Raw genomic sequence first — 25,506 nt, 5'->3', positions numbered from 1 at the left:
AAGTGTAGTTAAAAAAAGATCCGCTGCTGACATCTCCGCTATTTTATCTATTAAATAAAATCTATTGTAAATTTGTCCAGATTTAAATTTAACGCTTAGTTACAGATGGATCATATTCCGGAGGTAATAATCCGCACTCTTTATAAAGCGTATTAAGGACAATTTATCGTGAATACTTTCTTGCGTAACACCCTGGCCGCCGTGTTGATGACCGCGGGTCTTTCCATTGCCGCTCAGGCCGCGACGAAAACCGAAGTACCGCCGTTATCCCAGGACCCGGTGGTGCAACATCTCAAGCTGAGCAACGATCAGGTCAGCAAAATTCAGGCCCTGCGTCAGGAGCTCGAAACAAACCTCAAAAAAATCAAAATTGGTGGTTACCAGGATGGTGCGCTGGTTGATGTGATCCAATCCGGTAAATGGGACGATGCGAAAGTAAAACAGCAGCTAGCCGCTTTTGCGCAATTGGATCAGCAGACGCGTTATTACCGCGTGAAATATTACTTCGGCATTAATCAGGTGCTGACGGCTGAACAGCGCGAGCAGGTAAAAAAAGATCTGCAGCAGGCACTCAACTAAGCGATGTCCTAATGCTCCGCAGCCCGGCGGAGCATTGATAGTTGACTTTCCGCAATGAAAAGACAAGGGTGTCATCATGAAGAAGTTTCTCTTTATTGCGCTGGGAATGGCCGCGTTGTTTAGCCAGGCTGGCGTCGCCGGGACTAAAACGTTGGTTGATTATGGCGTCGTACAGGAAAGCCATATTATTAGCACTCCGCATCAGCGCCAGCCGCTTCGCACGCTGGCGGCAGGAACGCTGGGCGGCGTGGTCGGCCATCAGTTCGGCAACGGCAAAGGGCAGACGGCGATGACCGCCGCAGGCGCTCTGGCCGGTGCTGGCGCCTCTCGCTATCACCAGGATCGGCAGCAGGGCGCTCAGCAGGTCGAACTGTTAATCAAAACCAGTAGCGGTCAGGTGATACAGGTGCTACAGGGTTACGACGGTCGGCTTATCTTCAACAAGGGAGATAAGGTGCGTATCCTGACGTCGGGAAATGATACCCGGGTGGATAAATCGGTGTAATGCGCCAACCGGGAGCCAATACATTCCCGGTTGGCGTGACACGTTATGCCGATTTCAGCATATCAAAGCGGATAATCCGCGAACGTCCCAGCTCTTTCGCCCGATACAGCGCGGCATCTGCGGCACGTAGCAGGCTGTCGCTTTGCGCGTGTTGCGGATAGCTGGCGATACCGATAGAGACATTCACCTGGCCTATATCCGTCAGCCCGCAGCGTAAAGTCATATTTCTCACGTTGTTGTAGATTTCAGTCGCGCAGGCTTCCGCTCTGGCCTCATCGCTGCCGGAAAGCAGCACCAAAAACTCTTCGCCGCCATAGCGGAATGCCATGCCAATATCGCGAACCGCGCGCTGGATGATCGCTGCGACGTTTTTAATCACCAGATCGCCCGCTTCATGGCCGTAATTATCGTTAACCGCCTTAAAGTGATCGATATCAATCATCAGGCAGCTCAGCGGACTGTTGTTGCGCACCGCCAGATTCATCTGCGTATGCAGCGCTTCCTCAAGATGGTGGCGGTTTCGCAACCCGGTCAGAGAATCAAACAACGCTTTTTCCAGCAGCGCGTTGCGCAGACGCTGATTGGACAGCGCCAGGCCCAGCGCTTCCGCCATGAGTTCGAGATAGGCGCGGGAAGGGGCTGTCTCACTGGTGACATTACGAAAAGAGAGCAGGCCAATGGCTTCACCCTGGGCGATCAGTGGGACGCACAATGATTGCTCGTTACATTCTTGCGGCAGATGATAGCAGGCGATGTCCGGCTCGCCGTTAACCGGCGGATGGCTCAGACCGCGGCGTACTGCCCAGCAGTTATCAGGATAAAAGACTGCGGGCTCGTCAGGTGGCGAAAGCCACTGCGCGACGCAGCGCATCTGCCAGGGATCGGTATCCAGAATATACAGCCGGCCAGGAACGTCAGGCGCGATATTGGGGGCGAAAAGTTCAGCGACCTTCACCACATCCTCAAATGACTCACATCCCTGCAAGCGTTGAGTCATGCGCGCCAGCAGTTCACGAACGGCCCAGTCGGCATCGCGTTGTTGTTCAAGGCGCTGGCGGGCAAGGCCATTTTCGCGAAAGATGCGGATCGCCTGCGCCATATCGCCAATTTCATCGATCTGTTTGAAGTGCGGTGGTTCGACGGCATAATCCTGCGATGCCAGACGTTGTACCACATCGCTGAGTCGTACCACAGGGGTGAGCACCCGGCGTTTGAGAATAAAGCCGAGAACAAATAAAAACATCAAGGCGGTCAGGCCAACCATCGCTTCCGAAAGCGTCCGCCAGAGGCGCGATTTTTCAGTCGCCTGCTGCATGGCGTTGTTCGTTCGGCCTTCCAGCAGCAGGCGGAAATGATCGATTTGCGTTTGCACACGCTCCAACTCCTGCTCATAAGGCTTACCGTAAACCTGCAAAATCGCCTCTTTCTCTTCGCCGCGAGCGACGCGATCGATGGCGGTCTGCTGTTCATCTTGTAATTCATCGGCAATACGCAGACCGTCGCGCAACAGCGCCAGCTCCTGCTGGCTGGCGCCAATGTCTTTTAGTTTAAGCAACCGATTTTCAATTGATTTGAGAGTTTGGATCTGCTGACGATACTGTTGCAGCGTCTCTGGTTGTTTTTCGATGACGTACAGTCGCGCGAGGTCTGAAAGCTCCCACGCGTCGCTTTCTATCTCATCGGCAAGACGAACGAACGTATCCCGTTGTTGTACTGCCTGGCGTTCAGCGCGATCGGCGCCGGAAGCCATTAGCATCGCAATACCGGATGCAATGGTCAGCCCTACGGTGATCCCGTAGGCCCAGTTAGTCATGGTGGCGATTCTCACCGAGTATTTCCTTGCAGGCAGATGAATGAGCGATTCGTATTTTTATTATAGAACCACGCCGCCAATCAGAAGATTCAAAGGCGCGGTATGCGGGTGACGAGGTGATGTAGCGCCTGGGCATGCTGGCGCAAAACAAGATACACATCGTTATCCAGAGCGCCATTTATAACATCAGCTTCGATAAGATGTAACGCCTCTTGATACGGCATTCCGAGCCGATAAGGGCGATCCTCAACAAGCGCGGTAAAGATATCCGCAACGGCGATAATTCTGTCTGGAAGGTGTAAATAACGATGATTTAAATGAAGTGGATAGCCGCTGCCATCGAGTTTTTCATGGTGATTAGCGGCCCAATCGATGATTTCCGCCAGATCGGTGAAATCTCGTAATATTTCACCGGTCATATAGCTATGTTCGCGGATCAATAGCGCTTCGTCATCGCTAAGTTCAGCCTGTTTTTCGAGGATCGCCAGTGGAATATATATTTTGCCGATATCATGCAAATAGCCGGCAATTTCAATTTTGCGGCATACCAGCGGCGGTAAATTCATATAGACGGCGAGGGCATAAGAAATTTCGCCAACCATAATGCTGTGGCTGGCGGTGAAACTACTGTAAGTATCGACAATTTTCGCGATCAGCAAACAAATATCTTTCAGACCATCGATGTCAATAAATACGTCATTAATCGGTCCCACAATTTCCAGCAGCCGCTGAATATGTTCTGCTTGCATATGGCGCCAGAAGGTAGGGTGTTGCGCCAGTTCACACAGGGTATCGCACAGTGGCGGATCGATATCGCGATAGTCATCGACAAAGCGGGCGATGAGCGCTTTTTGTTGGTCCGGGGCAACGACGCCTTGCGTAGGAAGGAGCCGTTCAAAGCAGTCCGCAAAATAGACGATATGCTGCTCCAGATTACCTTTGCGAGTAGGGCTAAAGTGGTGATCGCCAATAATGGGGCTAATAAGAGTAAAAGTATCCAGGCCGGCAAGCATCTGTACGCCGCGGATTTGGTGTGGGTCATAAAGATTATCTATCGCATTCAGTGAGTCAATGCGCCGCTTATCGCCAAGTACGCCGATATCATGCAGCAGCGCGGCCAGAAAGACGGTTTTTTGCTGGGGAGCTGGAAGATCCAACGCCAGTGATAATTTGTAGCTTATCAGCGCCGTGCGCTGTAAATGCAGATCCAGCCTCGGGTTGATGGCATTAATGACGCGCGTGATCAGCATTAAAGCCGACTTTAAGGCAATACGCATTTTTTTCTCCGTCCATGCAATCCGCTGTTGCCGTTAATCCTGTGGCATCCGAAAGTGCGCTCAAACGCCTCCCGGACGCGGCGCGAGTGAAGCGACGCATATCTGAGGCTTCATCCACGCTCCGTAAACAATTCATTTTAGCTCACATAGCCGCTTTCATTCTGGTAATCACATGATGAATCACTTCACAGTTTGATTCATATCTAGTTGCGGTGAGGAGTGATGGCTTTTACATCACCTTTCAGGAGACGGTGAGCGCGGACTGGACAATGCCCAAATCCGCGATAATGTTTTGTCAGTCTCAATTTTGTGAGATGGCATCGGCAATGCCGCATTATTGCCTGGAGTGCATCGAAGAGTAATCAAGAGGGGATGAGGTCGATATTCCTGCGAACGTGACTACTAGCTGCAAAGCTATACTTTTGTCAGTATTTATCAGTAAGCATAAATAATCCTGTTCTTATTTATATTTATTAATTACTAACATTTTAATCGGCCAGCGCGGTATGTGAATATTATTATCTACAGTGATTGTTTATATTGAACGCATTTGAGGTATGTATGTTTTTTGGTCGTTACTGTTCGGGGCTTGATGCGCTGGGAGGCAGCGTCAGTAGCGGCCTGCGTGAATCCACGCTTGTAAAATCGCCAGATGGCAGTTTAAGTCCATTCCTATATCAGAAAAAATCATTAGCGCGAAAATGATTATCAGTGTGAATATGAATGAACGGACCTCAATTCTGCTTTACAATTTGTAACATCTGTGAATCTATTATGTATTTTAGCGTTAAGTGTAATTTTTTCTTGCTGCCGTGAATTTACCAGGATTACTATTGTCTGACTTGCTGTATCGCCTAATGACGGATGAAGGGACTCGTTTTTTCCTTAAGCGTTACCCTATATTTTAATGTTTACAGGAAAAACCATGTCTTGCGCCTTTAAAAAACATCTATTGCTTCCCCGTTATTGGGTGACCTGGTTTGGCCTGGCCATTCTTTGGTTAATCGTCCAACTCCCTTATCCCGTGTTACATACGCTCGGCACCAGCGCAGGGCGGCTATCGCGTCGCTTTCTGAAACGTCGGGAACACATCGCCCGGCGTAACATTGAGCTATGCTTCCCGGAAATGTCCAGCGCTGCCCGCGAAAAGCTGCTGGAAGAGAACTTTATGTCCCTCGGCATGGGGCTTATCGAAACGGGTATGGCGTGGTTCTGGAGCGATGAACGCGTTAAAAAATGGTTTGACGTCGAAGGCATCGCTAATCTGAACGCTGCGCTTAGCGCCGATAAAGGCGTGATGGTTGTTGGCATTCACTTTATGTCACTGGAGCTGGGTGGCCGCGCAATGGGCTTGTGTCGTCCGATGATGGCGACGTATCGCCCGCACAATAGCCCGCTTATGGAGTGGGTGCAGACTCGCGCTCGTCTGCGCTCGAATAAAGCGATGATCGACCGTCGTAATCTCTCCGGGCTGGTACATGCGTTGAAATCCGGTGAGGCGGTGTGGTTTGCGCCGGATCAGGATTACGGCCCGAAGGGCAGCGTTTTTGCGCCGTTCTTCTCGGTACCACAGGCGGCGACGACTAATGGTACTTGGGTGTTGTCGCGCCTCTCCGGTTCGAAAATGCTGAGTATCAGTATGGTGCGCAAGCTGGATCGTAAAGGCTACAGCCTGCATATCAGTGAAGTTATGAATGATTATCCCGGCGAAGATAAACAGATTGCCGCCAGCTATATCAACAAGGTCATTGAACGCGAAATTCTGCGTGCGCCGGAGCAGTACCTGTGGGTGCATCGCCGGTTCAAAACCCGCCCGCTTGGCGAAACTTCGGTATATTAGTACCACAGTTGCGCTCCACGCTTTCAAAATGACCGCAGTTGCGTTAACGTGAGCCGGATCATACTTTTTGTTGAAAGCGAAGGAGTGCAGCGTGTTCGCTGAGTTTGGTGTTTTGAATTATCTGACCTACCTGGTCGGGGCTATTTTTATCATTCTCGTACCTGGTCCCAATACCTTTTTTGTACTGAAAACCGGTATCGCGCACGGCGTTAAGAAAGGATACCTTGCCGCCGCCGGCGTGTTTATCGGCGACGCGGTTCTGATGTTCCTGGCATTTGCTGGCGTTGCGACGCTTATCAAAACGACGCCGGTGCTGTTTAATATTGTGCGCTATCTTGGCGCGATTTATCTGCTTTGGCTGGGCGCTAAAATGCTCTACTCGGTATTTAAACAGCGCGAGGGGCATGATGCCGCCGATGCTGAGCCGGGGAGCGCGATCCTCAAACGCTCGTTAACCCTGAGCCTGACCAACCCGAAAGCGATCCTTTTCTATGTCTCTTTTTTCGTCCAGTTCATTGACGTTAATGCGACATCGCCGGGCGTCGCGTTCTTTATCCTGGCGCTGACGCTGGAGATCATTAGCTTTGTCTACATGAGCTTCCTTATCCTGTCTGGCTCGTTTGTTACGCGCTATGTGAAAACCAAAAAGAAACTGGCGAAATTGGGCAACAGCCTGATCGGCCTGGTCTTTGTTGGCTTTGCCGCACGCCTTGCGACGCTGCAGTCCTGATCCCGGAATCGGTTTGCCAGCGATAATCGCTGTGTTGTAACAAAAACCCTTCAATTTTTATTGCATTGGTGTTACATATACAGCCGATTATCGCTCACAGAGAAGGGAACCCGGATGATTCTGCAAAAAATCCTCAGTAATAAAAACGGCAAGAAGTTTCTGTTGTCGATGGCGACGGTATTTGCTATTGCGCTTGCCGTCGTGGGCCGCGCAACGTTCGGTGGCGTGGTGAGCGAGTACAACATGCCGTACTCGGAGTGGACAACCTCGATGTTCTTCCTGCAAGGCGCGATGGTGATGGTTTACAGTACCGTGTTCACCGTATTATTTGCTATCCCGCTGGGCTTTCTGTTTTTAGGCTCTGACCGTCAGGACTAAAAGCAACAAGGCGAACACTAGTTCGCCTTTTGCGTGATCCCGTCTGTCACCATCCTCGATCATGATGATGATGGTGGTGGTGCCGATGATGGTAACCATCATCCACGATACATCCCGATAACAGCGTGCACAGCGCAATAATCAACGGTAACACCATCGGTTTTTTCATTACTCACTTCTCCAGTTAATGCCCGCTTTGCTGCATAAATACAGCGAAGCGGCTGATGAAATGAGTGTATCGTCCTAACTTATTGAGTAGATAAGACAACTCTGCAATAGCGGGGCGGCGGGAAAAATTGAGATTACCACCAGCCCAATTCGGTGCCGGCAACCACCACGATGGCGACGATAATCATAATGATGGTCGTCTTTTTCATGATGCCCCCCCTGGCGCCGCATAGCCGCCAACAAAAAACCAGCCCAGAAAGACCACGGCGACGATGAAAATCACCACCGGAAAAAGAATACCCAATTTCATGCTTAGTTCCTGTCTCTTAACGTTATGTTATCTATCATACTGGAAAGTTATGCTTTCTGGTCAATATCGAAAATGGTCAGCTTGCGGCGTGAGTTTTTGTCGTGATACATGGCTTCATCCGCTGCGCGCAGCGCCTGCTCAACGTCCATATTTTGCGGATCGACTTCGATCACTCCAAAGCTGGCGCCAGGGTATTCTATACCGTGTCCGGCCAGACGGTAACGCCCGGTAAGCTGCTGGCGTAGGTGGGCAATAAATGCCTCCTGCTCAGATGATTCAAGCGCCGGGCCGATGATTAAAAATTCATCGCCGCCGAGGCGGCCAACGGTATCTTCGTTACGTACGTTGGCACTTAATCGTTCACCTATCTGGATGAGAAAACTGTCGCCGCAGGGGTGGCCCAGTTTATCGTTAATCGCTTTAAAATCGTCGAGGTCGATAAAAATAAGCAGGAGCCTGCGCTGCTGGGCGCGAGCTTGAGTAAACAGCGTTTTAAGATGTTTAAACAACGCGCGGCGGTTAGCCAGACCGGTCAGCTCATCGGTATAGGAGTGCATCTCCAGCGCCGCATTCGCGCTGCGCAGCTGCTGAACCAGCGTCTCTTTCTCCACGTAATGGGAGATCAGGCTGGCGAACAGGATCATTACCTGCTCACCTTCAAGATTATAGGGCTGTTTGACGCGGCTGGTGGCGCACAACGTACCATATAACGAACCATCGGCAAGATGGACAGGAATACTAAAGAACGTGGCGATCCCGAGTTCCTGCGCGGCGGTGCAGGAGCGCCAGCGTTGGCCAACCTCGTTGCAAAATATACAGTTATCATCGATTGCGCGTTTGCAGAGCGACTCGTCCCAGGGAACGGAAAAGCCTTCCGGGATCTGCATTTCGCTGCTGTTGTGGGCATACATGACTAACTGGCGCTGCGCTTCTAAATCAATCCGTGTCAGATAGGTGGACTCCATACGAGTCACCAGCTCCAGCATTTCCAGCAGTTGTCGCACCAACGTTTCGAGCGTTCGTTCGGTAGCAAGCGTCTGTGAGACGCGGGCAAGAATGAAGTCTGACATGAATGAAACGGCCCCCGGAGGTTAGCGCAGTACTGCGAGCTGGCGCAGCGAACAGCTAATAACAAACAAATTTATAACGAATGTATCACATTTAGCAGGGGGATATCTGCTATCGCGACGGTAAAAAAAAGCCCCATCGGGGGCGATGGGGCAAAACTCATTGATTATGGAATGATCTGTTCTCTGGTCAATTCGAGAACGAGCGCTACTCTAAAGGGCAAAAGTGTAGTTAAAATGGAGAAACCGTGGAGATTCAGGGCGAAAGGTCGCTTTGAATAAAACAGGAGTAATTATGAAGTGGATAGTAATGATGTTGCCGCTGATGCTAGCGGGCTGCGCTCAGTCACAACAGCCTGATGCGCCGCCGCCGCCAAATTCGATCGGTATGGCCAATCCGGCCGCCGTCTATTGCGACCAGAAGGGCGGTAAGCAGGTTCCGGTCCAGACGCCTCAGGGCGTACGCACCGACTGTAAACTTCCCAGTGGCGAAACGCTTGATGAATGGGAACTGTGGCGGCGCGATCATCCGGCGAAGAAATAATTCGCCGCCGCTAAATTAAGCTCTTCAGCCACTCCGCCAGCACCAGCGCATGATTTTGTTGCGTATCTTTTGCCGCATAGAGCAGGGTTAATGGCTGCTGGTTGGCCAATTTGGCGAGCCGTAGACCTTCATCGCGATGGGTTTCCAGTTCTTCGCGGTACTGCTGGCGGAAGTGAGAGAAGTCAATCGCTTCTCCGTGCAGAGCCTTGCGTAAATCGCTGGAAGGCGTCAGGCTTTTACACCATTCGTCATAATGCAAATCCTCTTTTTTTATCCCCCGTGGCCACAGGCGATCGACCAGCACGCGGTAACCGTCGCTGGCCTCTGTAGGGTCATAAACGCGTTTACATTGAATCATCATTATTCTCCCGTCGTTATGTCATTCTGGCGGCAAGCCCGTGCAGCGCACCGCTAAATAACCATTGTGTTCCGCGAATGATATCGCTAATCTGAGGTTCCTTGTGTTGCCCGATAATCCTCAGACATAAGGATCCTGCTATGAACACCCCTTTGCGCATTGCCCTTGTTGGCGATTACAACCCTGACGTGATTGCCCATAAGGCTATTCCGCTGGCTATTGATGATGCTGCCGCGGTCCTGGAACAACCGGTGAGCTATGACTGGTTAGCCACCAGCGAGATTGTCAGCGCAGACCAGCTCACCGATTATGACGCCATCTGGGTGGTTCCCGCCAGCCCGTATAAAAACGCCGATGGCGCATTCATCGCCATTCGCTATGCCCGCGAAAATAGCATTCCGTTCCTCGGCACCTGCGGCGGTTTCCAGCACGCGATTATCGAATATGCCCGTAATGTTATGGGATGGCAGGATGCGGCGCACGCCGAAACCGATAGCGAAGGGCGAATGGTCATTGCGCCATTAAGCTGTTCGCTGGTGGAAAAATCAGATGCTATCGAACTGCGCGCGAACACGCTGATCGCCCGCGCTTATGGCCGGGACAGCATTGAAGAGGGATATCATTGTAACTACGGTATTGCCGAAAGCTTTGCCCATGAACTGGAGCAGGGCGCGCTGCGGGTAACCGGGTGGGATGAGAACGGCGAGATCCGCGCCGTGGAGTTAACCACCCATCCGTTCTTCGTCGCCACGCTGTTCCAGCACGAGCGCAACGCGCTGGAAGGGCGTCCGGCGCCGCTGGTACAGGCTTTCCTGCACGCGGCTCGGCAATAAAAAATCGGCAGCCCTGGCTGCCGACTCTTGTGATTAATGAATTTCCCGCGCCCTGCCGGCAAGGGCGCCGAACAGCGCCATGACCACTGCGATGAGTGCGACGATAATTAACGGTATATGCCAGTCGCCGTAAGCATCATGGATTTTACCGATGAGCGGCGGTCCGCAGGCGGCCAGCAGATAACCAATAGTCTGCGCCATGCCGGAAAGCGCCGCGGCCTGATGCGCTGAGCTGGCGCGTAGACCAATAAACGTCAGGCCAAGGATCATGGTGGCGCCGGATCCGAAGCCAAAAATCAATGTCCAGATCACCGCCTGACCGGGCAGTAACCACAATCCCAGCGTGCTTACCACGCACATTAAGGCTACCAGAACGGCGATGCCGCGCTGATCTTTTAGCCTGTGGAGTACCAGCGGGATGGCCAGGCCTGGCGCGGCGGTTGCCAGCTGCAGCAGGCCATGTAGCGAGCCAGCCTGCGCTTCGCTATAGCCCATACTCTGCAGGATTGCGGGCAGCCAACCAACGATAACGTAATAGACCAGTGAATTAATCCCAAGGAACAGCGTGACCTGCCAGGCCAGCGCCGAACGCCAGATCCCCCGATTGTGCGCAGCGCCCGATCCGGTCATCGGCGTGGAAGCCTGACGACGGGCCTGCGGCAGCCAGAGTAATAGCGCCAGCAGTGGGAAAACCATCAGTAGCAGCAGCGCGCCGCGCCAGCCAAACCCCGCCAGCGCCAGCGGCACCACCATCGCGGAACCTGCCGCCGCCGCCGCGCCCATGGTAATGGAGTAGGCGCCGGTCATCCGGGCGACATGGCCGGAAAAATCACGCTTAATTAACCCTGGCAACAGCACGTTACCCAGCGCGATGCCGCAGCCAATGAGCGCTGTACCGATATATAGCCAGGCTGCTGAGGGGAGGGAACGTAATCCGATCCCGAGGCAAATAATCACCATCGCCAGCAGCAGGCTACGCTCAATGCCGAAACGGCGGGCGACGCCGGCCGCCAGCGGAGAGACCAGCCCGAAGGCCAGCAGCGGCAGGGTCGTGAGCAGCCCGGTTTGCGCCGTCGTCAGTTGGTATTCAGCGCGTATCGCATCCAGCAGTGGGGCGATACCGGTGAAAGTTACCCGTAGCGTGGCGGCGATAAATAAAATTCCGACAATCAGCAGCAGTTTGTTGCCGTTGGCAGAGGAAGAAACAGGACTCATAACATTCTCAGACTAATAAACAGGGTCGTAACAATAGCCTGTTTAACGGCTGTTTGAATCAAGCTAAAATGACAGATTATCGCTAATATCGGACAATTTGATGATTGGACTGGGTTTAGACGGCTATGAACCAGATAGCGGCCATGAAGCGGCGCTGGCGTTTCGCATTCAGGTGGTGGACGACGAGCAGTTTATTCCGCGTCATCAGCACCGCAAAGGTCAGCTGATCCTCGCGTTGCACGGCGCTTTAACCTGCGAAGTGGATAACGCCATGTGGATGGTGCCGCCGCTGTATGCGGTGTGGGTACCGGGTCAACTCCCGCACAGCAATCGCGCAACGCCAGGAGCGCAGGTGTGCTTTTTGTTCATTGAGCCGGGGGCGGCGCCGATGCCTGAGCATTGCTGCACGTTAAAAATCTCACCGCTGGTGCGAGAGTTGATTATGACCCTTGCCGAACGCGGCAGGGAGGCGCTTGACACGTCGCCTACGCAGCGCCTGGTGCAGGTATTATTTGATGAGCTACCGCAACAACCGCAGGAACATCTGCAGCTGCCGGTTTCAGGACATCCGAAGATCCGCCGGATGGCCGACACCATGGCCCGCGATCCGGCGCACTGGCAGACGCTCTCGCAGTGGGCGGCGGCGTTCGCCATGAGCGAACGCAATCTGGCACGGCTGGTGGTGCGGGAGACCGGGCTTAGCTTTCGCCGCTGGCGGCACCAGCTGCAGCTGATCCTGGCGCTGCAGATGCTGGTGCGCGGACAGACGGTACAGCAAACCGCCCAGACGCTCGGTTATGATTCAACAACCGCCTTTATCACCATGTTTAAAAAAGGATTAGGGCAAACGCCTGGCCGCTACCACGCCAGTTTATCTAAGCCTTTCCGATAAAAAGCGAAATAATGCCGGCGGCGATAAGCGGCCCGACCGGGACACCGCGAAACAGCGCAACGCCCAGTACGGTACCCACCAGCAGCCCGGCGACCAGCTGAGGCTGCGAACCCATTAGCGCGACGCCACGTCCGCCGAGCCACGAGACGAACACGCCCACGGCAATCGCCAGCAGTGACTTCCAGTTCACAAAAGAGTGGATCAGCGTTGAGGGCGGTAGCGTTCCGCTGGCGATGGGAGCCATCACGCCGATGGTCAAAATGATGATACCGATGGTCAGCCCCTGCTTTTCAATCCAGGGAAAGAAAACATTAAGCGGCGTCACCCGCACGATGATGAGCACCAGTATTGAGATAGCGACCGTGGTGTTATGACTGATAAAGCCGAGCGCCGCCAGCCCCAGCAAGATAAACAGGGTTGTATCGAACATTCCAGAGGTCCTTGCCAAAATAAAAAAGAAACCTGCTTACTCTACGCATAATCGCGTGAATAAACAGGCTTTTAATTTATTTACTGCAAATCAGTCTACCAGCGCCGCCCGCGAATCTTGTCGCACACTGGCGATGTGCTAAATGACGCGACGGAACGCTGCCAGCTCAGGGCGGGCGATACGCAGATAGTCGTCGGTATTCATAATGATCGATTTTTCCAGCAGGCCGGCATTAAAGGCTATCTCGGTAAAACGTTCGAACAGCATCGGGTCGGCGACCAGTTTTAGCTTAGGGTGAAAGCTAAAGGGCGGAATGGCGCCAAATACGCAGGCGGTAAGAGCATCGACCTCCGCCGGGCTGGCGAGCGACGCTTTACTGCCGCCAATATGCTGCGCCAGACGGGATAAATCGGCCTGCTGATCGGCGGCAAGGATAGCCAGTACGTGCTGGTTTATCCCATTACCTTTCACTGTACAGACCAGCGCTTTGGCGCCCTGTCCCAACGCGGTACCGCGGATTGCTGATACGGCTTCACATTTGCCAACGGCTTCATGTTCCATGACCCGATAGCGAGCCTGCTGCTCATCAAGGAGGCGGCATAACCGCTGGTGTATGTCGGCTGTCTCTGGCGATTGCATATTGCGATGGTTCCTCTGCTGAAAAGGGCAAGCTTAACTCCGCGCGGCGGCAATGAAAACTTATCAGCGAATGCCGGGGATTTTTTTCTGCTTTTTGTTTATATACAGGCGCGCATCGGCTGCTTTCATTGCTTCACCGAGTGAGTGTTCTGGCGCGAGATGTTCCGCTCCCCAGGAGAAATCGACGCGCTGTTGATGGTCATGAATCGCCAGATATTGCCGGATCCTCGCCGGGATATTTTCCGCTTCATCTTCCGGATAATCGATCAGAATTAGAAAGAACTCATCGCCTCCTAAGCGCACGCCATAATCGCTGCTGCGAATAGAAGCGGAAATAGCCTGCGCCAGAAGAATAATCGCTTCGTCGCCGGCGTTATGCCCCCAGGTATCGTTGATCTTTTTCAGTCCATCGCAGTCAAGGGCCATTGTAACGACGTTAACCCCTTGCGCGGTAAGTCGTTGCAGGCGTGATTCCAGCATCGGGGTAAGGATCTTACGATTATAAAGGCCGGTCATGGTATCGCTGATATTCTCTTTCGACACCGAGTTGTAGTGGCGGAAATGAACCCGCACCAGGTGCAGTAACGCGGCGGTTGAGAGTAAATAAAACAGGAAGAGTTTCCACGAGCTGAGCAGAAAATACATAATATCAAGAGATAAGGTTATCCGTAAGTTTTCTGCTACCTGATGGGTGTAATGGGCGTAATTCAACAGATGTGTTTTACTATTATGTACCTCAATGAGCGCGCCGGTATCGGAGTCCTTCAAGGTAATATCCAGATAGCGCCACACCAAAGGTCGGTCGCTGGTGTATAACAAGGCCTCAATCTCTTGCGCGGTCACATCGACCATCACTACGCCTTTGAGTTTATCCTTGAAATACACTGGCGTTAAAAACGATAAAATATTCTTTCCCGTCATCGCATCAACATACACGGTCGAGATGAGCGAACGACCCTGTTCTAAACCATCAAGGCTGGCCTGGCTAATACCCAGTTTACTGTCCTGAAGAAAATTCCAGTTCTGTATCGGATTGCTTTTAATTCTGACGGGCGCATAAAAGTAGATGTATTTATTTACCAGATCTATGTAATAGCGAAAGCGTTTTTCTGATTTGAGCGTCGCAGGAACCTCTGGCTGCCAGCTATCATTTCTGGCAACCGCGCGATCGAATGCCTGGAGCGCAGGAATATCGCCACGCCATTTGCCGCAGTCGGCATGTGCGGCGCTTAGGGTGCCATGCAATTGGGGATAGGTATAGCCGGCGATATTCAAACCACTGACATCCCCGTTGTGTTGTACGCTATTACAGACCTGTTCTAACTCTGTTTGGTTTGGGGGAGTATCCAGCTTGCGCAGAAACTGAGAGATGATGAGTTGATTCTGATACTTATCATAGAGAAAGGTCGATTCTCCTTTTTCTATGATGTATCGCATATAGCCTGACATATCGCGATGGGTAGCGATTAATTCGTATACGAGAAATGAAGACGTCAACACCACGACGCCTGCGGAAATAACATGTCGCAGTAATTTATTCTGTAATTTCATGATGTTTGCATTCGTCCTACTCGTTTAGCTGATTTTATCATAGTGGATAAACTGGCTACCAGAGCGTGGGTGAACGAACGGCTGGTCAGAAAACTATGCTGACAGATAGTTCAGGAGTGGAGAATAGGGCAAGGCAGGCTGGACTAAAAAGCGGCACTCTTCATGACGCGTGTCTGAAGAGTGCGCAGGACTGGCCTAAGGCCACTCATGAGGCGGCGGAAGCAAACATTTTGCCACTTCCGGCGAGCTGTGACATGACAGGCTGATAAACATCGATAGATTCGATATTGTCAAAAGTCACCATGTCGGATTTACAAAAAATGCATTTCGCGCCGAAGGGATTTTTTTCGCTCACATCAAAATGTGAGGTTCTGTACTGTGACCCATGGCAGCACGGGCATCGGAAATGAATATTGTTAATCATAATTTTATCCTTTTATATTATTATGTTTTTTTACATTTTGTCACTCATCCACAGATTATAAATACGTAAAGTTTCTGGTGAGCTGAGCTTCAAAACGGAAATATCTTTAATGTTACTACTAAAAATAGCATGTCTGACAAATTATGTTATCAATTTATGCCATTTTGTGGTGATTTGAATGAGATGCTTCTTATTTATCTACTCAGGTCAAAGCCGTCATCGTTATCGTAAATCAGAAGTTCGCATCAAATTTAGCCGGCGTTTAACCGTCTTACTAAGCCATTACTCTTATTAGTCATCTTCTATCCAGTTTTTTAATGTATCAAAGCATACAGGATTTGATTTGCAGAAGAATCTTAATACTATTGGAGAGACTCAGGAAAGGTGGTATCAGCGATAGCGCCTGGAGGTGTGAGTAACTGCTTGGGTAATATCTTTCTGTCTTTCAAATCGACGTAGCCATTAACGCATAGTAGAAAAAATAGTGCAACATTTATTTTAGCCATCCAGAGGCCCAATGCGTAAAGGATTAATTCGGTAATTATCTAAATGTAAATGAGCGGAGCCTGAACCTGGCTATTTATGTGTTTGTGGTACAGAAAAATCAGCCAGAATGGGTATTTATCTGGCTGATTGATGAGGCTAAGTATTGCTGGTGGTGCCTTGTTTATGGAACAGTTCGCGGAACACCGGGTAAATATCTTCCTGATCGCGAATATGCTGCATAGCAAAATTCTCAAATGTTGCCTGCAGATGTTCATACTCGCGCCACAGAGTCTGGTGGGCGCGGCGGGTGATTTCGATATAGCTGTAGTAACGAACCACCGGCAGTATTTTCTTCGCCAGCAGTTCATGACACAGCGGCGAGTCGTCTGCCCAGTTATCGCCATCCGACGCCTGCGCGGCGTAAATATTCCACTGCGCCGGGTCATAGCGGGCTTTAACAACCTCATCCATCAACTTCAGGGCGCTTGAAACAATCGTGCCGCCGGTCTCCTGGGAATAGAAAAACTCATGTTCATCCACCTCTTTCGCCTGGGTGTGGTGGCGGATATAGACCACTTCAACGTTTTTATAGGTCCGGCTGAGGAACAAATACAGCAGAATGTAAAAACGTTTCGCCATGTCTTTTGTGGACTGGTCCATTGAACCAGAAACATCCATCAGGCAGAACATCACCGCCTGGCTTGAAGGCTCCGGTCGTTTCTCATAGTTTTTATAGCGTAAATCAAACGTGTCGATAAACGGCACGCGCTCAATTTTAGCCCGCAGTTCCGCAATCTCTTTACGTAGCCGCTCCTCTTCCAGCAGCTGCGCTGGTTCGCTTTTGGCAATGGTATCGAGACAGTCTTCCAATGCCCGCAGTTCGCGCCGCTTACCGGCGGTCATCGCGGTTCGCCGCGCCAGCGAATTCTGTAATGAACGCACCACGCTGATATTGGCCGGCACGCCGTTGGCGGTAAAACCCGCACGATGGGTTTTGAACTCGTTCAACTGGCGTTGCTGGTTTTTCTTCAGGTTGGGAAGGGCCAGATCTTCAAACAGCAGGTCAAGATATTCATCTTTGGAAATCTGAAAGACGAATTCATCCTGGCCCTCGCCATCGGCGCTGGCTTGCCCCTGACCACCGCCGCCTCCACCGCCGCCGCCCTGTGGGCGTTCAATGCGGTCGTTCTGCACAAAGTGATCGTTGCCGGGATGGACGCGATTACGTAGCCCGCCGCGCCCCTGATGAAACATTGGCTCGTTAATATCGTCCGTCGGAATGGAGACGGATTCACCGCTGTCGATATCGGTCACCGAACGTTTATTGATGGCTTCGGAGATCGACTGCTTTATCTGCGCCTTGTAACGGCGCAGAAAGCGCTGACGATTGACAGCGCTTTTGTTCTTCCCGTTCAGGCGTCGGTCTATGAACCAGGTCATATGCCCTCCTGTACTGCATTTGCCAACTGTACCCTGATGTTGCTTAGGGTATATGTCTTTCGTTATACGAGCAGTGGTGCAGAAACCCGGCAGCCGCGGCTACCGGGTTTGTCGCTATCAGGACGATTTACGTACCCGCAGGTACCATTCGCACAGCAGGCGCACCTGTTTACGGGTATAGCCTTTTTCCATCATGCGATCGACAAAGTCATCGTGTTTTTTCTGCTCGTCGGTAGACGTTTTGGCATTGAACGAAATGACCGGCAACAGCTCCTCGGTATTGGAGAACATTTTCTTCTCAATAACCGTGCGCAGTTTCTCATAGCTGGTCCAGTTCGGATTACGTCCGCTGTTATTCGCTCTGGCGCGCAGCACGAAGTTGACGATTTCGTTACGGAAATCTTTCGGGTTGCTGATCCCGGCGGGTTTCTCGATTTTCTCCAGTTCCGAATTCAGCGACTCACGGTCGAACAGTTGCCCGGTATCCGGATCGCGGTACTCCTGATCCTGAATCCAGAAATCCGCATAAGTGACATATCTGTCAAAAATGTTCTGTCCATATTCGGAATAAGACTCAAGATAAGCAGTCTGGATCTCTTTACCGATAAACTCGGCGTATTTCGGGATCAGATAGCCTTTGAGGAATTCCAGATAACGTTCGGCCTGCTCCTGCGGGAACTGTTCGCGTTCGATTTGCTGTTCCAGTACGTAGAACAGATGGACCGGGTTAGCCGCCACTTCGGCATGATCGAAGTTAAACACCCTTGAGAGAATTTTAAAGGCAAAACGGGTAGAGAGACCGTTCATCCCTTCGTCAACGCCGGCGTAATCACGATACTCCTGGTAGGATTTCGCTTTCGGATCGGTATCTTTCAAGCTTTCGCCGTCATAGACGCGCATCTTCGAGTAGATGCTCGAGTTTTCCGGCTCTTTCAGGCGCGACAGGATTGAGAAGCGCGACAGCGTTTCGAGCGTTCCAGGGGCGCATGGCGCATGGGTCAGCTCACTGTTATTCAACAATTTTTCATAAATACGGATCTCTTCCGAGATGCGCAAGCAATAAGGCACTTTGACGATATAGACACGGTCAAGGAACGCCTCGTTGTTTTTGTTATTACGGAAGGTCACCCACTCGGATTCGTTGGAGTGCGCGAGGATAATACCGTTGAACGGCAGGGCGGAGATACCCTCGGTTCCGTTATAGTTGCCTTCCTGGGTCGCCGTCAGCAGGGGGTGCAATACTTTAATCGGCGCTTTAAACATCTCGACGAATTCCATGATCCCCTGGTTGGCGCGGCACAGCGCGCCGGAGTAACCATAGGCATCCGGATCGTTTTGCGCATAGTGTTCCAGTTTACGGATATCCACTTTCCCCACCAGCGCCGAAATGTCCTGGTTATTTTCATCACCGGGTTCCGTTTTGGCGATGGCAATCTGTTCGAGGATTGACGGCCACACTTTCACGACGCGGAATTTAGTGATATCACCGCCGAACTCGTGCAGGCGTTTAGCCGCCCACGGCGACATTATTGTGCCGAGATAACGGTTAGGAATGCCGTATTCTTTATTGAGGATCTGCGCGTCCTCCTGCGGGTTAAACAGGCACAGCGGATGATCGTTGACCGGGCTGCGTTCGCCGTTGGCGCTCAGCACGTAGATTGGCACTCGCTGCATCAGCGATTTCAGACGTTCCGCCAGCGAGGATTTACCGCCGCCGACCGGCCCCAGCAAATACAGAATCTGTTTTTTCTCTTCCAGACCCTGCGCAGCATGTTTCAGATAGGAAACAATCTGCTCGATGGCATCTTCCATACCATAGAACTCTTCAAACGCCGGATAGCGTGCGACAACCCGGTTTGAAAAGAGGCGGGACAGCCGCGGCTCCAGGGCCGTATCGACCATGACTGGTTCACCAATGGCCGTCAATAGCCGCTCTGCCGCGTTGGCATAAGCACTGCGATCTTGCCGGCAGATGGTAAGAAACTCCTGCAGTGTGAACTCTTCGTCCTTGGCAGCTTCATAGCGCTGGCGATAGTGATCGAATATATTCATGGCATGCCGTCCTTTCGTTTTTTAGCACAGGTTGAGAGCCGTTCATATGAATAGTAGGGGCCCCCGGAAGGAGCAGGCTGAACGACATCCTTTACTTATCAGCAACCCTCGTGCCAGGTTACAGAAGCGATTTGGATAACGTGCTCTGCGACTACACCTTCTAAATTTAAGCGTAGATGCATTTAGAAAACTTGCATGCCGCTAAAACTCAATTTCAATGACATATCAATAACTCATCCGGAAACCAGGCAATTTTTCGCATATCTTGCCAAAGCCTTTCATTAATCTGTCATGAAGTCGCAAAAGGGCGGTCATTAAGCAGTGGGAAATTGTTCGGTTTAGTGTAAGAGCAAGTAAAGCATTTGAGGCATGACCTCTACGACGTTAAACTGCACGCGCTAATTATTTGACAACAGGAATATGGATCGTGACTAAAATCAAACTTCTGGCACTGGGTGTGTTCATCGCGACGTCAGCTAGCGCAGTGCACGCTGACGGGAAGTTAACGCTGGGGGCCGGCGTGGGCGTCGTCGAGCATCCTTATAAACAATATGATGCAGATGTTTACCCAGTACCTGTCATTAGTTATGAAAGTGAAAACTTCTGGTTCCACGGTTTGGGTGGTGGCTACTACCTGTGGAATGATACCAACGACAAACTGTCCGTGACCGCTTACTGGTCGCCAATGTATTTCAAGCCGGGCGACAGCGACAATTCGCAGATGCGCAAGCTGGATCGCCGCAAATCCACCATGATGGCGGGTTTAAGCTACGTTCATAACACTCAGTACGGATTCCTGCGTACGACGCTGGCCGGCGATACGCTGGACAACAGCAACGGCATCACCTGGGATTTGGCATGGCTGTATCGTTATACCAACGGCAACCTGACCCTGACGCCGGGTATTGGCGTGGAGTGGAACAGCGACAATCAAAACGAATACTACTACGGCGTCTCGAAGCATGAGTCGAATCGTAGCGGCATGCGCAGCTACGATCCTGACAGCAGCTGGAACCCGTATCTGGAGCTGGCGGCGAACTATCGTTTCCTCGGCGACTGGAGCGTTTACGGTATTGCCCGTTACACTCGTCTGTCTGACGAAATCACCGATAGCCCGATGGTGGACAAATCCTGGAGCGGCCTGATTTCGACGGGGATCACCTACTCCTTCTGATAGTGCACTTCCACAGACTTTTTTATGCATCAAAACAGGGCGTTATGCCCTGTTTTGCTATACGGTGGTGCGGAAGTGGCGACCTCCCACGACAATTCGCGATTATGCCGGGTGGCGGCTACGCCTTACCCAGCCTACGGGTCGAGCCCACTGTCGCCTGGAAAACACGGTGTTAAGTAGGCCGGATAAGCGAAGCGCCATCCGCTCACGCCAGACGCTTGTCGGTCTTAACGCTTCACAACGCGAATGGTCTGCGCCAGGCGAGTGGGTTTCTCTTCGCTGGCTTTCTGCGGCGCGGTAACGCAGCAGGTTTCCACGCACACGAAAGTTTTGTAGCCGTCATCCGGCATATCACCCATGCTGACGGAAAGCGCCGGGCCCGGGTTCCAGGCAACGACGTTACCGTGATGGCGATGGATCACGTCGATGTTGCGCTTCAGCACGTCATCATGAATCACGCTGCACGCTTCGGCATTCAGATAAACGCGGTCGGTGCGGTCCGGGAAGGTCTGGATGCCGTCTTTCAGCACGCCTTCTTCGGCATTCAGCACTTTATCAACATAGCGGTCGCCAAGGCCGCTAACTTTCACCGCCGCGATATCGCCAACGTTGAAGTAGGTGTGCAGGGCGGATGTGGTTTCAAACTCGCCGTGGGCTTCCAGTTCGATCTCGCAGGTCTTACCCAGCTTGAAGCGCGCATACAGCGTAAAGTCGTGCGGCCAGTATTTGCGGGTTTCGTCACTGCTCTGCAGTTCGAAGGTCAGCATCACGCCGTTTTCATCTTCGTCCTGGCATTTTAGCGCCCACGGCAGGTTGCGTGCGAAACCGTGCGACGGTAGCCCCTGCTGCGCTGACGGGCCGAACCATGGCCAGCAGATTGGTACGCCGCCGCGCAGGGCGACGCCGTTTTTAAATGGGGTATTGTTGCTTAACCACAAAACTTCTTCTTCACCGGCCGGCTGCCAGGAGAGCAGGTGAGCGCCCTGTAGGGCGACGGAAGCTTTTACCTGCGGGTGGTCAACGACGATAAGTTCAAGATCGTCCAGCTTACGGCGGGAGAATGCAGGAGAAAGTTGTTCAATCACCGGGAGAGCAAAAATTTTATTAATCATTACGCCATCCTCTTTCAGGCAAAAAAAAGAGCGACCGAAGCCGCTCTTATTGATTACTTATTCATCTCAACTTATTTGGAGATGTGAGCAATCAGGTCCAGAACTTTGTTGGAGTAACCAGTTTCGTTGTCGTACCAGGAAACCAGTTTCACGAAGTTGTCGTTCAGTGCGATACCAGCTTTAGCATCGAACACGGAAGTGCAAACTTCGCCGTTGAAATCGGTAGATACAACGTCGTCTTCGGTGTAACCCAGAACGCCTTTCATTGCGCCTTCAGAAGCCGCTTTGATTGCTTTCTTGATTTCTTCGTAGGACGCTGCTTTTTCCAGACGAACGGTCAGGTCAACAACGGATACGTTCGGAGTCGGAACGCGGAACGCCATACCGGTCAGTTTGCCGTTCAGTTCTGGCAGTACTTTACCTACCGCTTTAGCAGCGCCGGTAGAGGACGGGATGATGTTCTGAGCTGCGCCGCGGCCGCCGCGCCAGTCTTTGTGAGACGGGCCATCAACGGTTTTCTGAGTGGCGGTAGTCGCGTGAACGGTAGTCATCAGGCCTTCAACGATACCGAAGTTGTCGTTGATGACTTTAGCCAGCGGAGCCAGGCAGTTGGTGGTGCAGGATGCGTTAGAAACGATGTCCTGGCCTGCGTAAGTGTCGAAGTTAGCGCCGCGAACGAACATCGGAGTGTTGTCTTTGGACGGGCCAGTCAGAACGACTTTTTTCGCGCCAGCGGTGATGTGTTTACGAGCGGTTTCGTCGGTCAGGAAGATACCGGTTGCTTCAGCAACAACGTCAACACCAACTTCGTCCCATTTCAGGTTAGCCGGGTCACGTTCAGCGGTAACACGGATTTTTTTACCGTTAACGACCAGATGACCGTCTTTCACTTCAACGGTGCCGTCGAAACGACCGTGAGTGGAGTCATACTTCAGCATGTAAGCCATGTACTCTGCGTCTAACAGGTCGTTGATTGCAACGATCTCGATGTCAGAACGTTTCTGAGCAGCACGGAAAACAATGCGACCGATACGGCCAAAACCGTTGATACCTACTTTGATAGTCATATATTCCACCAGCTATTTGTTAGTGAATAAAAGGTTGCCTGTAAAATTACAAAAACCTTACGCAGCGTCAAGCGGAATCGTGTCAATCATTGCGACAAATCAATCCTGAGCAGACCTTTGCGCGATTGATTTGCCTCACTCTCCCTTTGAGCCCAATTCCATATGGGGACTGCGTCCGGAATTTTAAAGGTCATATAAGATAAAAATGTGATTAGCATCACAATTATCTGGCTGCCTGATGGCATCGGATAAGTTTAGAACAAAAGTACAGGTTTCATTGTTAATGTTTTGTTAGAATCGACGGGTAAAGTTGCCCTTTCAAAGCGAGAAGTAATCACATGGCTAATAAACCATCTCCTGACGAGCTCAAACAAGAATTGAGCGAGATGCAGTTTTATGTGACGCAGAATCACGGTACCGAACCGCCGTTTACCGGACGGCTGCTACATAATAAAAAAGACGGCATCTACCACTGCCTGGTCTGCGATGCGCCGCTGTTTCACTCACAATCCAAGTATGACTCCGGCTGTGGCTGGCCGAGCTTCTATGAGCCGGTGAGCGACGACGCGATTCGTTATCTCAATGATTACTCGCACGGGATGCAGCGTACGGAAATTCGCTGCGGCAATTGCGATGCGCACCTGGGGCATGTCTTCCCGGATGGCCCGCAGCCGACCGGCGAGCGTTTTTGCGTCAATTCGGCCTCTTTAAGCTTCACCGATGACCAAAACGGCGAACGAACTAAAGGCTAAGAAACGATTCAGCAAATTATTCCAAGACGGATGAGCAGATGATGGATATCGAGCAAATTATTGCCAGTATGACGCCGGAACTGTACCAACGTTTAGCCACCGCGGTGGAGTTAGGAAAATGGCCGGACGGCGTTGCGCTGACCCCGGAACAAAAAGAAAACAGCATGCAGCTGGTGATGTTGTGGCAGGCGCGCAACAACACGGATGCGCAGCACATGACCATCGACACCAACGGTCAGATGGTGATGAAGAGTAAACAGCAATTGAAAGAGGATTTCGGTATCGTGCCGAAGCCGATTGCAACGTTCAAACCGCAGTAACCTGCCGTACTGAGCGCCCGGTCTAGCCGGGCGGCTCTTCATGTCACCCCGGTTGCGCAGGGCTTCCGGGGCTCATGCTTTATTGCGTCTTAATGCCTAACGACTCGGCCAACTGGCGGGCAAGCTGGTTTTTATCATCAGCGCCATACTCCCAGAACATACCGCCTGCTAACCCTTTGCTCTTGATGTAATCGGCTTTGATCGCCACCGAACGAGGGTTCTCGTAGGACAGGGCGAACAGCGCTTTGCCATCGGCAGAATTTACCGATAACCACGGCACCTTCGCTTCGTCATCCCAGTGCTCAGTAAAGCGTTTCTGCGGATCGTTGAGCAGTTTGGCAACAATATCGTTGTATTTCACATAGGTATCTTTGCTCAGGTCATAACCCAGCGATTTAAACAACTCGATTTGCTGCGCCCCGAAGTAAGGTTGGGTAGCCGGGTTTTTCTGCGCGTCTGGCTTACTCCAGTCAATCCCTGGCTCGACGGCACGTTTCGGGACCCGGCCATAGAAACCAATCCCGAGATTCAGCTGACTTGGTTTCAGACCCGCTGCCAGATAGTTATTCACCACAAAATCGGCGCTGTATTTATCCGCTGCGGCTACGGTCGGCCAGTGGCGGGAGTCATAGAGATTTGAGTTAAAATATTGCGTGCCGTAGGCCATGTCGTAGGTCATCAGATTGATGTAATCCAGCTGCGGGGCGACCGCTTTCACGTCGACCCAGCTTTTTGGACTTTCAACATTAGCGCCCACGGCGATGGTCACCAGTTTCTTTGTGCCGACGGCGGCACGCAGTTCTTTAAGCAACGCGGTAAAGTTATCGCGATCCGCCGGCTGGCTGGCCACCAATCCCCAGGCGCCGTTAACCGGAAACTCCCAGTCAAGGTCGATGCCATCAAGGCCATACTGGTTAATGACCTGCTGGACCGAACGGATAAACACCGCCCGGCTTTCCGGCGTGGCCGCCGCGCCGGAAAATCCACGCGCGCCCCAGCCGCCGACGGAGAGCAGGACTTTTAGATCCGGGTTTTGCTGACGTAGCGCCGGCAGTTTTTGTAAATCCGCCTGTACTTTCGGCGACAGCCAGATTTGATGGAGATGGTCAGGATCTTTCAGCGCGTCGTTGGTCTCGTCTTTTTCATCGTTGTAGATAAGGCCGAACGAGTAATTAAGGTGGGTTATTTGTCGGACATCAAGCTTGTCGATATCGCCGCCGGGGCCTGCGGTGACGTCGCCGCCGCCGTTAAAGTAGCCGACCGACATGTAAGATTGCGCGGAAACGACAGAGGCGCAGAGCAGGGGGAATGCTGCCAGCAAGGGCAAAAGTTTCATCGGAGTTCCTCTTTGACAATGATATACCCGTCATACTTCAAGCTGCAGATGCGTTGGCAGCGTGCACTCACCCCAGTCACATAGTTATCTATGCTCCTGGGGATTAATGAGGGACATCCTTGTCCCTCACCGAAGGCCAGCCTTTGGCTGGTCAAATTCGTTCCTGACGAATTTGTCGCGCCCTTGCCGCCTTTCTACAACTTGAATTATTTAG

The 25,506-nt window shown here is 51.9% G+C and carries 28 protein-coding genes; 11 read left to right on the top strand and 17 right to left on the bottom strand.

The genetic code is table 11. The annotated features are described in order from the left end of the window. The first annotated feature begins 168 nt into the window (after positions 1 to 168). Positions 169 to 579, top strand: a complete 411-nt coding sequence (locus ACSEMK_RS13155) for a Spy/CpxP family protein refolding chaperone (protein WP_213794997.1) — start codon at positions 169 to 171, stop codon at positions 577 to 579. Positions 580 to 655: 76 nt separating this feature from the next. After that, a complete protein-coding gene (locus tag ACSEMK_RS13150; RefSeq protein ID WP_015705797.1) occupies positions 656 to 1,084 on the top strand; it encodes a glycine zipper 2TM domain-containing protein in 429 nt (142 codons plus the stop codon). Between the two features lie 43 nt (positions 1,085 to 1,127). Here the strand turns inward: ACSEMK_RS13150 and ACSEMK_RS13145 are convergent, their stop codons facing one another. Both ACSEMK_RS13145 and ACSEMK_RS13140 read right to left on the bottom strand, forming a co-directional pair. Continuing rightward, positions 1,128 to 2,912: a diguanylate cyclase gene (locus ACSEMK_RS13145; protein WP_430914514.1), complete on the bottom strand. Its 1,785-nt coding sequence runs from the start codon at positions 2,910 to 2,912 to the stop codon at positions 1,128 to 1,130. Between the two features lie 74 nt (positions 2,913 to 2,986). Beyond that, on the bottom strand, positions 2,987 to 4,174 hold the full coding sequence (locus ACSEMK_RS13140; RefSeq protein WP_087859313.1) for an HD-GYP domain-containing protein: 1,188 nt from the start codon (positions 4,172 to 4,174) through the stop codon (positions 2,987 to 2,989). A 925-nt stretch (positions 4,175 to 5,099) separates the two neighbouring features. Between ACSEMK_RS13140 and lpxP the strand changes: the two genes are divergently transcribed. The 3 genes from lpxP to ACSEMK_RS13125 all read left to right on the top strand — a co-directional run bounded on the left by lpxP (position 5,100) and on the right by ACSEMK_RS13125 (position 7,122). Further along, positions 5,100 to 6,014 carry a kdo(2)-lipid IV(A) palmitoleoyltransferase gene (gene lpxP, locus ACSEMK_RS13135; protein ID WP_087859314.1) on the top strand — a complete coding sequence of 305 codons (915 nt, stop codon included), beginning with the start codon at positions 5,100 to 5,102 and terminating at the stop codon, positions 6,012 to 6,014. A 91-nt stretch (positions 6,015 to 6,105) separates the two neighbouring features. Then, entirely contained in the window at positions 6,106 to 6,744 is a 639-nt protein-coding gene (gene leuE / locus ACSEMK_RS13130) for a leucine efflux protein LeuE (RefSeq protein ID WP_087859315.1), read from the top strand. Positions 6,745 to 6,858: 114 nt separating this feature from the next. Next, positions 6,859 to 7,122, top strand: coding sequence for a DUF2534 family protein (locus ACSEMK_RS13125; protein ID WP_015366132.1), 264 nt, complete (start codon positions 6,859 to 6,861; stop codon positions 7,120 to 7,122). 46 nt (positions 7,123 to 7,168) lie between these two features. Here the strand turns inward: ACSEMK_RS13125 and ACSEMK_RS13120 are convergent, their stop codons facing one another. From ACSEMK_RS13120 to ACSEMK_RS13105, 4 genes are all read right to left on the bottom strand, one after another. Further along, positions 7,169 to 7,291: a hypothetical protein gene (locus ACSEMK_RS13120; RefSeq protein ID WP_015366133.1), complete on the bottom strand. Its 123-nt coding sequence runs from the start codon at positions 7,289 to 7,291 to the stop codon at positions 7,169 to 7,171. Positions 7,292 to 7,424: 133 nt separating this feature from the next. Beyond that, entirely contained in the window at positions 7,425 to 7,499 is a 75-nt protein-coding gene (gene yoaJ, locus ACSEMK_RS13115) for a protein YoaJ (RefSeq protein WP_100279139.1), read from the bottom strand. Further along, entirely contained in the window at positions 7,496 to 7,600 is a 105-nt protein-coding gene (locus ACSEMK_RS13110; RefSeq protein ID WP_045374857.1) for a YoaK family small membrane protein, read from the bottom strand. The genes yoaJ and ACSEMK_RS13110 overlap by 4 nt, the downstream gene beginning before the upstream one ends. 47 nt (positions 7,601 to 7,647) lie before the next feature. After that, entirely contained in the window at positions 7,648 to 8,670 is a 1,023-nt protein-coding gene (locus ACSEMK_RS13105; RefSeq protein WP_271032357.1) for a sensor domain-containing diguanylate cyclase, read from the bottom strand. 292 nt (positions 8,671 to 8,962) lie between these two features. Here ACSEMK_RS13105 and ACSEMK_RS13100 point away from each other — a divergent pair, with 292 nt between their 5' ends. Further along, entirely contained in the window at positions 8,963 to 9,211 is a 249-nt protein-coding gene (locus tag ACSEMK_RS13100; RefSeq protein WP_015366135.1) for a putative hemolysin, read from the top strand. A 10-nt stretch (positions 9,212 to 9,221) separates the two neighbouring features. On the opposite strand, the gene ACSEMK_RS13095 is transcribed toward ACSEMK_RS13100, so the two are convergent. Continuing rightward, the gene (locus tag ACSEMK_RS13095; RefSeq protein ID WP_087859627.1) at positions 9,222 to 9,569 is read right to left on the bottom strand and encodes a DUF488 domain-containing protein; all 348 of its coding nucleotides are present in this window, start codon (positions 9,567 to 9,569) and stop codon (positions 9,222 to 9,224) included. 140 nt (positions 9,570 to 9,709) lie between these two features. On the opposite strand from ACSEMK_RS13095, the gene ACSEMK_RS13090 reads away from it, so the two are divergent. Beyond that, positions 9,710 to 10,402: a CTP synthase C-terminal region-related (seleno)protein gene (locus tag ACSEMK_RS13090; protein WP_113373626.1), complete on the top strand. Its 693-nt coding sequence runs from the start codon at positions 9,710 to 9,712 to the stop codon at positions 10,400 to 10,402. A 33-nt stretch (positions 10,403 to 10,435) separates the two neighbouring features. On the opposite strand, the gene ACSEMK_RS13085 is transcribed toward ACSEMK_RS13090, so the two are convergent. After that, entirely contained in the window at positions 10,436 to 11,617 is a 1,182-nt protein-coding gene (locus ACSEMK_RS13085) for a CynX/NimT family MFS transporter (RefSeq protein ID WP_087859318.1), read from the bottom strand. 97 nt (positions 11,618 to 11,714) lie between these two features. On the opposite strand from ACSEMK_RS13085, the gene ACSEMK_RS13080 reads away from it, so the two are divergent. Continuing rightward, a complete protein-coding gene (locus ACSEMK_RS13080) occupies positions 11,715 to 12,509 on the top strand; it encodes an AraC family transcriptional regulator (RefSeq protein WP_162750167.1) in 795 nt (264 codons plus the stop codon). Here ACSEMK_RS13080 and ACSEMK_RS13075 read toward each other — a convergent pair. The 6 genes from ACSEMK_RS13075 to yeaG form a co-directional block, all read right to left on the bottom strand. Then, on the bottom strand, positions 12,493 to 12,939 hold the full coding sequence (locus tag ACSEMK_RS13075) for a DUF441 domain-containing protein (protein WP_045393296.1): 447 nt from the start codon (positions 12,937 to 12,939) through the stop codon (positions 12,493 to 12,495). The genes ACSEMK_RS13080 and ACSEMK_RS13075 overlap by 17 nt on opposite strands. 138 nt (positions 12,940 to 13,077) lie before the next feature. Next, positions 13,078 to 13,578 carry a YbaK/prolyl-tRNA synthetase associated domain-containing protein gene (locus ACSEMK_RS13070; protein ID WP_308958960.1) on the bottom strand — a complete coding sequence of 167 codons (501 nt, stop codon included), beginning with the start codon at positions 13,576 to 13,578 and terminating at the stop codon, positions 13,078 to 13,080. A gap of 63 nt (positions 13,579 to 13,641) precedes the next feature. Next, entirely contained in the window at positions 13,642 to 15,129 is a 1,488-nt protein-coding gene (gene dgcJ, locus ACSEMK_RS13065) for a diguanylate cyclase DgcJ (protein WP_271032359.1), read from the bottom strand. 205 nt (positions 15,130 to 15,334) lie between these two features. Further along, positions 15,335 to 15,553 (bottom strand): cold shock small protein YmcF, encoded by a 219-nt coding sequence (ymcF, locus tag ACSEMK_RS13060; RefSeq protein ID WP_087859322.1) that lies wholly within the window; start codon positions 15,551 to 15,553, stop codon positions 15,335 to 15,337. Between the two features lie 642 nt (positions 15,554 to 16,195). Beyond that, positions 16,196 to 17,479, bottom strand: coding sequence for a YeaH/YhbH family protein (locus ACSEMK_RS13055; RefSeq protein WP_087859323.1), 1,284 nt, complete (start codon positions 17,477 to 17,479; stop codon positions 16,196 to 16,198). A 117-nt stretch (positions 17,480 to 17,596) separates the two neighbouring features. Next, the gene (yeaG, locus tag ACSEMK_RS13050) at positions 17,597 to 19,531 is read right to left on the bottom strand and encodes a protein kinase YeaG (protein WP_015366145.1); all 1,935 of its coding nucleotides are present in this window, start codon (positions 19,529 to 19,531) and stop codon (positions 17,597 to 17,599) included. Between the two features lie 427 nt (positions 19,532 to 19,958). On the opposite strand from yeaG, the gene ACSEMK_RS13045 reads away from it, so the two are divergent. Further along, positions 19,959 to 20,705 carry a MipA/OmpV family protein gene (locus tag ACSEMK_RS13045; protein ID WP_087859324.1) on the top strand — a complete coding sequence of 249 codons (747 nt, stop codon included), beginning with the start codon at positions 19,959 to 19,961 and terminating at the stop codon, positions 20,703 to 20,705. Positions 20,706 to 20,932: 227 nt separating this feature from the next. On the opposite strand, the gene ACSEMK_RS13040 is transcribed toward ACSEMK_RS13045, so the two are convergent. Both ACSEMK_RS13040 and gapA read right to left on the bottom strand, forming a co-directional pair. Further along, positions 20,933 to 21,817 (bottom strand): D-hexose-6-phosphate mutarotase, encoded by an 885-nt coding sequence (locus ACSEMK_RS13040; RefSeq protein ID WP_087859325.1) that lies wholly within the window; start codon positions 21,815 to 21,817, stop codon positions 20,933 to 20,935. Positions 21,818 to 21,888: 71 nt separating this feature from the next. Then, positions 21,889 to 22,884 (bottom strand): glyceraldehyde-3-phosphate dehydrogenase, encoded by a 996-nt coding sequence (gene gapA / locus ACSEMK_RS13035; RefSeq protein WP_004203784.1) that lies wholly within the window; start codon positions 22,882 to 22,884, stop codon positions 21,889 to 21,891. A 338-nt stretch (positions 22,885 to 23,222) separates the two neighbouring features. Here gapA and msrB point away from each other — a divergent pair, with 338 nt between their 5' ends. Both msrB and ACSEMK_RS13025 read left to right on the top strand, forming a co-directional pair. Continuing rightward, complete coding sequence (msrB, locus tag ACSEMK_RS13030) at positions 23,223 to 23,636, top strand: peptide-methionine (R)-S-oxide reductase MsrB (RefSeq protein WP_045393286.1); 414 nt, start codon at positions 23,223 to 23,225, stop codon at positions 23,634 to 23,636. Between the two features lie 41 nt (positions 23,637 to 23,677). Next, positions 23,678 to 23,956, top strand: a complete 279-nt coding sequence (locus ACSEMK_RS13025; protein WP_015366149.1) for a YeaC family protein — start codon at positions 23,678 to 23,680, stop codon at positions 23,954 to 23,956. 79 nt (positions 23,957 to 24,035) lie between these two features. On the opposite strand, the gene ACSEMK_RS13020 is transcribed toward ACSEMK_RS13025, so the two are convergent. Further along, entirely contained in the window at positions 24,036 to 25,292 is a 1,257-nt protein-coding gene (locus tag ACSEMK_RS13020) for a glycoside hydrolase family 18 protein (RefSeq protein WP_308959101.1), read from the bottom strand. Between the last annotated feature and the right edge of the window lie 214 nt (positions 25,293 to 25,506).

It is taken from the genome of Klebsiella sp. K-3 (genome assembly GCF_051207495.1).
Classification (GTDB): Bacteria; Pseudomonadota; Gammaproteobacteria; order Enterobacterales; family Enterobacteriaceae; genus Klebsiella; species Klebsiella aerogenes.
This window is presented reverse-complemented; position numbering and strand designations above follow the sequence as displayed.